We start from the raw sequence: 6,110 nt of genomic DNA, 5'->3' as shown, positions 1-6,110 counted from the left end.
TCGCAGCTTACGCGACCCGACGCATTAACTTTACAGTGCCGCGGAAACCGTTGTTTTGCTGATCTTCAGCCACTTGGACACTTCCCGCATTGAAAGACCCTGGTCAGAGGTCAGGCACAGGATCGATCGAATGTCTTTCACTGTCGTTCTTCTCGCTTGCTTCCGTCTTGGCACGGGCTCTCTCAATGCATTGAAAAGAAACCACATTGCCAAAACGGCGCGGCCGAGATCCGACCGATAAAATCCACTCCGGGAAGCTGTCCGAAATTTACCGGAATCGCTGTCCGGGAATTTCCGGAACCCGCTTGTTCTAATCAAAACAACAGGCAGGCTCCGGTGCCTATGGGAGAAAAGACGCGATTAATATGTGTTCAAAATCGCGATTTCGAACGTTCTAGATCGCGTATCCGGGCTATTCACATACCGGGATTGTCTAAGTGCAAGAGGTTGCCGCTGCATTCAGCAACTTCAACAACACTGCACAAAAGGACTTTCCAGATGTCAACTCACCGCAAACCGTCTATTCGCTTAGTTTTGCAAGCAACTATACTTTTCACCCCCCTTGCATCAATCGCCCAAGGGACAGACCACCAGGTAATCTGGCCAACAAGCGTCGCAGTCCAAACCGAAACGGGGCAACAAATCCCTGCTGGTGCTTACGGAATTGTCCAGATTCAGACTCCCCGCGTTGCAAACTTACTACAACTGCGAGGCGTTATCGGGCGTGGCACAGCCATCCTAAGAAGTGACGATAACCAGGATTGTCAAAGTATGCAGTTACGGTTCGTCGCCGGAGATTTTGGAGGCGACAGCGTCTCGACCCACACGGCGCAACCCATTCGTCTGATACTTCAATCTGAGCGCGTTTCAAAAGCGTTGGCGCGCGGTGAAGATGTCGTAAGCGACATGTATGTCATCAGCAGCCAAATCAATGACCCCGACGCGGATATCATCATTGAAGGTGGATTGAGTGAAAACCATGGTTTCGTACTTAATCCGGGAACCTCCATTGTTGCGGACGTTTTCGGTGCGGCGACAAGCCGCTTGACCTGTTCAGAAATGTAGGGCCAGACAGGCAGGGGGACGCTGTTAATCGTTTGCCCTGCCTAAACGATACTGCGATGGCGTCTGCCCAGTGATCCGGCGAAATTCAGTATTGAAACTTGATTTACTGACAAACCCGGCGTCAAACATCACCTCTGTGATCGGCAGTTCTGTTGCTCGCAAAGCATCTTGGGCATGACGAATACGAAAGCCATTGATGTAACGAGAGAAATTTTCACCCGTTACTCGGTTAATCGCGGCCGAGACATCTCGAACTGGAACCGATAATCTCCGTGCCACCCGTGCAAGCGTCAAGTTGCTGTCTGTATAGATGCTTTGATCATTCATGATCGCATCGAGTTTGGCGAGCAACGCACGGTCGTTATCAGTGGGGCGCTCAGGGCTGGCAAAGCTGCTTCTTGTCGACCGTAGCAACATCGGAGCACCGACAAGGGCGACAACAAAGATAAATGCCGTAAACACGCCTGATAATCCGGTCAAGAATCTCAGAACAATGGCATCTCCCGCCAAGACGCTGGCGGCGACGACCAAAAGGTCGGAGGCAACCATCATGCCAAGCAAGAAGATCGTAGCATAAACCGCGGAGCGCAAAATACGCAGCGCGTGTGGAGCAACATGCACGAAGTCATCCGCGTTGCAGGGCAATAGCCGTGCCACCCGAAAAAGGTAGGTACTGGTGAAACCCAAGACGAACACATCCGCGGACACTGGAAGGTCCGACATTATCATGACCTGAGCCAAGACAACCGGAACACCGTTCACGAGCAACGGTTTTCGCCATTCGGATGCTCCGTTTTGGGTTAAAGCGTCGAAACCAAGATAGGCTGATGGCGCGATCATCACTGCCACCAACGGCTGAAGTTGCGCTGCCCACCTCGTGTCAAATGAAAGTCGAAGCCCCAGTAGTAAGCCAGCCGCGGCCAGCGTTAGAAGGAAAGTACAAAAGAAAAATCGTGCGACGAATGGTATTCTTGTATCTTGAGACAATGCAAATGCAGCGATCGAGGTCAAAATACTGACAATCCATGCAAGAGGCAGAGTGGTCATCATGCTTCCCGATATTGATGGGTGATCCAAGCCGGTCGTCATTGACGTCTCGCGAACAAACGGCAGCAGGCCAACAGTTGTACTGGGTTCGGAACGAACGTTTCACCATTTTGTCGAATGCCTATAATTTCGCTGAGCCTCTTGATCTGCACTGCGCTAGTTTGGTCCAACTGTGAATAAAGCCGATCTTTCTCGCGCTGCCGCTTGCCCTCGGAGGCGTCACCACAACTAAATTTGTGTGTAGACATCCGTTAGATACATTTCAGTTCAGTCGCCGATTGACAACGAAGTATTGCACTGAGAGCTGTTAGCCGTCATTCGCCGCGTTGCAGAAGACTGATACAGTTGAACTCCAAGCGGCCATACAGCGGTGCTGCGTATCGATCCTGACCTTCGCTGGGGCCTGGCGGCGTTGTCCCGTGGCTTGCCTCTGGCCGGACTGGTCTTTGCGGCATCCATGCTCACAGGCATTGCCTTGACACTTGGACTCGTTGCGGTCCTTGCTGTCGCGGGTCGGCGCTTGTTTTTGTCAGTTGCGGTGCGAAGAGGAACGACGATTGCCAGAGTGTCCCGGGGGCTCGACGCGTTGGCCGGTTTGCTCATCGTGACGTTCGCAAGTCTAGATCTGCTTCGTTAGTTCCAGGGCTGGTGCCGAGAATGTGGATCTCTTGTTCGAGCGGTTGCAAAAGCTTGCAAACTTTCGCCATTTGAACATATTTCGACAATAGGGATTTATCAGCGCTGGCTAAGATCGTTTCAAGGGGAAAGAACGGACGGGATGTTCGGGCTACACTGGAACAGAAATGAAAGATCTGTTCGCTGGCAGCAATGCCTGGCCGGTATCCTGTGTCTGTGCATGTTTGTCTGGGCGACCGTTCCCGCTGCATCTCATACGCCGAAATTCCTGGATACCATCCAGGAACACTTGCAGATGATCGAAGACCATGGCCATTCGCATGGCCTGGAATTGGATGTTCTCTGGGCCATGCATGGTCATCAGCACGATAGGGCGGACCACGACCACAATCCGGCCGTGCTGGTTTTTACTGCGCCTCGGAACGTTCATCTTCACGAGCAAACGCGTTGGCAGCTTCCTCTTGCCGATGCGACCTCAATTACCCTTCATCCGCCAAAGCGACCTCCGAGACCTTGATAGATGGCCGCCCTGAGGGGGCGGCACCATGCAATCTGTCAATATTCGGAAGGATCGAATGAAGCCTTTTTTCTTGAACGGGCGCAGCACGCTGTTGCACGGCGTGTTGCTTGCCCTGTCCCTGGGTCTGTTTGCCGTCGCCACAGGAGTGCAAACGGCCCTCGCCCATAACGTGACCGCGGGCGACGCCGGTTACATTCAGGAAATCTGGGGGGTGCACATCATCCCCTTCATGTATCTGGGGGCCAAGCACATGGTCACCGGCTACGATCACATCCTGTTTCTGCTCGGCGTCGTGTTTTTCCTCTACCGGATGCAACATGTTGCCATTTACGTCAGCCTGTTCGCTCTCGGTCACTCGACCACCATGCTGGCCGGGGTCTACTTCGGCTGGAACGTCAATCCCTTCATCATTGATGCGCTGATCGGCCTGTCAGTTGTCTACAAGGCGCTCGACAATCTCGGTGCCTATCAGCGCTGGTTCGGTTTCCAACCCGACACAAAGGCTGCGACGCTCATCTTCGGCCTAATTCACGGTATCGGCCTGGCGACCAAGATCCTCGACTACGAAATTGCGCAGGAAGGCCTCATTCCAAATCTTCTGGCATTCAACGTGGGTGTTGAAATCGGCCAGTTGCTGGCTTTGGGCGCGATCCTGATCGTCATGGGGTACTGGCGCCGGACACACAGCTTCTGGCGGCACGCCTACACCGCAAATGTCGTGATGATGTCCATGGGATTTGTTCTCATGGGCTACCAGATCACCGGCTACTTCGTCACAACCTGATTTTGAAAGAGTTTGATCATGTATAACGCAAACAAACCCGATCCGGATGAGCTGCCGAGTTCCGCTCAGTTGGTCCGCTCCACAATCATTGCCCTTGTTGCTGCGGTCTTCATCCTCGTGACGATTGTCCTGCCCGCCGAATATGGCATCGATCCGATTGGCGCCGGCCGTGCAATGGGCTTGACCGAGATGGGTGAGATCAAGAGTGAGCTCGCGCGGGAGGCCGAAGAGGACCACAAGGAGCCGGCTCAGGCGGACAAGTCGAGCATGCTGGACGGTCTGATCGGCCTCTTCGTCGGCACTGCCCACGCGCAGGAACGTTGGCGGGACGAAGTCACCTTCACCCTCGCCCCTGGTGACTACACCGAGATCAAACTGGTCATGAACGAGGGCAACACCGCCGAATTTGAGTGGGTCGCCGAGGGCGGACGCATCAATTACGACCTGCACGCCCATGGCGGCGGCAAGTCCGTCGATTACGAAAAAGGTCGCGGGAAAACGTCCGGGAGCGGCTCTTTCGAGGCGTCTTTTGATGGCGATCATGGCTGGTTCTGGCGCAACAGGGACAAGGCCGAAGTGACGGTTACCCTGAAGCTGCGCGGAGAGTACGGCGAAGTGAAACAAGGCCAGTAGCACGCTGGCGCCGGAGGCAGGGAACATCTGTTGTCCAGATGCCTCCGGCACCCCTTTTTTCGAACAGACATTCGCAGGAACGTTGCATGTTAAGGATACTTCTAATTGCCGTTGCTCTCGTATTCGGTACGATTTCCGCTTTGGCACACCCGCAAGGACATGGGACATTGAGCGAAGAAGACGCTCGCATCCTCGCCGCCAATTCAGCCGCTTACCTGGTCAACAACAAGGTAGACAAGGAATGGAGCCCGCTTACCCAAAGCTGGAGCCTGATCCCTGTCTCACAAACGAAAATAATCGCCAAAGTCGACAGCTACTATGTGGTCTCCGTGCACAATCCGGAAGAAGACGAGACCCTCTATCTGCTGATCGGGACGAATGGTGATGTCGTGGACGCGAACTTTTCGGGAGAGTTCCCTTTCGTCTACGATTTAAACAATCCAGATCAGACACCAGCAGCAGAGTAACCTTGAAGAAAAATCTTGCCGACGAGGCGTCAGCCGGAGACGTTTTTCACGTCCGCTCAATGCGTCTCGTCAACCAAGGCTTTCAAAGAGGCATGTATGTGGCATGCGAGTTCTTTGGCATCGCAGGACGCCTCGCCAGAGAGCCACGTTCGAAGGATTGCAAATACCGCTGCAGCGCCTTGATTCGCGATGAAGACAGGGGCGACCTTCCATTCGTTTTCTGGCAGGATCTCCGTGATTTGCTGTGCCAACGCACGCTCCAGTTTCTGTCCCGTCACGCCAAACAGCACAACACGTCCGCGATCCCGATGTGACCAGATATGCCGGAGAACCTCTTCAATCCGGTCTGTTGCATCGCTGCTTCCAGCTGGGCCCGCAAGAGCATTGAGCAACGGCGCCATGTTCTCGAGCAGGATCGCGTCGATGTTGGGATAATGCAGGTAAAGCGTCGAACGACCTATGTCGGCCGCCCGGGCGACATCCGTCATGCGAAGTTCGCTGTATCTCCTGGTGAAAACGAGTTCGGCAAAGGCGGACTGAATTGCGGCCTTTGTTTTGCTGGACTGTCGGTTTGACGAGGGCATGAGAATTGGACAGCCAGGTTGTTTTGTCCAATGTTGGTCATTCGTGCAAATCTGTCCAGAGCGAACCCGGAAGATTGTCACTATGGTCTGCCTGTACAAGAAAGGCAGGCAAAAAACATGGTGACGTTAAATGCGCGCGTTGGTGCTGTTGCACTGGTCCTGGGAAGCTGCGGGACGGCTGCTTTGAGTTTTCTCGCGCCCGATCTGACACCTTTACGTCTGCTGTCTTTTGCTGTGGTCTTGCTAGGATCATGGGCCTTCGCGGATGAAATGGGCATTCGCAAGCCTCTCAATCGGGCCGGCCTGGTCGCCATCGCCTTTGCCGGCTTGGCAAAAACACTTGTCTTGCTGGGTGCGGACCCGGCAGTGCATCG

At 54.1% G+C, this 6,110-nt stretch carries 7 protein-coding genes; 5 read left to right on the top strand and 2 right to left on the bottom strand.

All coding sequences use genetic code 11. The annotated features are described in order from the left end of the window. Nucleotides 1-498: 498 nt before the first annotated feature. Nucleotides 499-1,065, top strand: a complete 567-nt coding sequence (locus SIAM614_RS30245) for a hypothetical protein (RefSeq protein ID WP_157140186.1) — start codon at nucleotides 499-501, stop codon at nucleotides 1,063-1,065. A gap of 24 nt (nucleotides 1,066-1,089) precedes the next feature. Here the strand turns inward: SIAM614_RS30245 and SIAM614_RS30240 are convergent, their stop codons facing one another. Further along, complete coding sequence (locus SIAM614_RS30240) at nucleotides 1,090-2,112, bottom strand: helix-turn-helix domain-containing protein (protein WP_040441579.1); 1,023 nt, start codon at nucleotides 2,110-2,112, stop codon at nucleotides 1,090-1,092. A 1,211-nt stretch (nucleotides 2,113-3,323) separates the two neighbouring features. On the opposite strand from SIAM614_RS30240, the gene SIAM614_RS30230 reads away from it, so the two are divergent. From SIAM614_RS30230 to SIAM614_RS30220, 3 genes are read left to right on the top strand one after another with little or no spacing between them, the layout of a single operon-like run. Then, on the top strand, nucleotides 3,324-4,052 hold the full coding sequence (locus tag SIAM614_RS30230; protein WP_006940589.1) for a HupE/UreJ family protein: 729 nt from the start codon (nucleotides 3,324-3,326) through the stop codon (nucleotides 4,050-4,052). 18 nt (nucleotides 4,053-4,070) lie between these two features. After that, nucleotides 4,071-4,685, top strand: a complete 615-nt coding sequence (locus tag SIAM614_RS30225; protein ID WP_006940584.1) for a hypothetical protein — start codon at nucleotides 4,071-4,073, stop codon at nucleotides 4,683-4,685. A gap of 38 nt (nucleotides 4,686-4,723) precedes the next feature. Next, the gene (locus tag SIAM614_RS30220; protein ID WP_324294013.1) at nucleotides 4,724-5,152 is read left to right on the top strand and encodes a DUF6488 family protein; all 429 of its coding nucleotides are present in this window, start codon (nucleotides 4,724-4,726) and stop codon (nucleotides 5,150-5,152) included. 56 nt (nucleotides 5,153-5,208) lie between these two features. Here the strand turns inward: SIAM614_RS30220 and SIAM614_RS31045 are convergent, their stop codons facing one another. Further along, nucleotides 5,209-5,736, bottom strand: coding sequence for a TetR/AcrR family transcriptional regulator (locus SIAM614_RS31045; protein ID WP_006940582.1), 528 nt, complete (start codon nucleotides 5,734-5,736; stop codon nucleotides 5,209-5,211). Nucleotides 5,737-5,766: 30 nt separating this feature from the next. Between SIAM614_RS31045 and SIAM614_RS30210 the strand changes: the two genes are divergently transcribed. Beyond that, nucleotides 5,767-6,110: hypothetical protein (locus tag SIAM614_RS30210; protein ID WP_006940580.1), on the top strand; the 344-nt coding region annotated here is incomplete at its 3' end.

The organism is Roseibium aggregatum IAM 12614 (genome assembly GCF_000168975.1).
In the GTDB taxonomy this organism is placed as follows: Bacteria; Pseudomonadota; Alphaproteobacteria; order Rhizobiales; family Stappiaceae; genus Roseibium; species Roseibium aggregatum.
Note: the sequence above shows the minus strand (reverse complement) of the source record. Positions and strands in the feature narration are given on the sequence as shown.

Coding starts and splice junctions, on each gene's coding strand:
- SIAM614_RS30245 (WP_157140186.1), top strand. CDS start 499: ATGTCAACTCACCGCAAACCGTCTATTCGCTTAGTTTTGCAAGCAACT.
- SIAM614_RS30240 (WP_040441579.1), bottom strand. CDS start 2,112: ATGACCACTCTGCCTCTTGCATGGATTGTCAGTATTTTGACCTCGATC.
- SIAM614_RS30220 (WP_324294013.1), top strand. CDS start 4,724: ATGCCTCCGGCACCCCTTTTTTCGAACAGACATTCGCAGGAACGTTGC.
- SIAM614_RS30230 (WP_006940589.1), top strand. CDS start 3,324: ATGAAGCCTTTTTTCTTGAACGGGCGCAGCACGCTGTTGCACGGCGTG.
- SIAM614_RS31045 (WP_006940582.1), bottom strand. CDS start 5,736: ATGCCCTCGTCAAACCGACAGTCCAGCAAAACAAAGGCCGCAATTCAG.
- SIAM614_RS30225 (WP_006940584.1), top strand. CDS start 4,071: ATGTATAACGCAAACAAACCCGATCCGGATGAGCTGCCGAGTTCCGCT.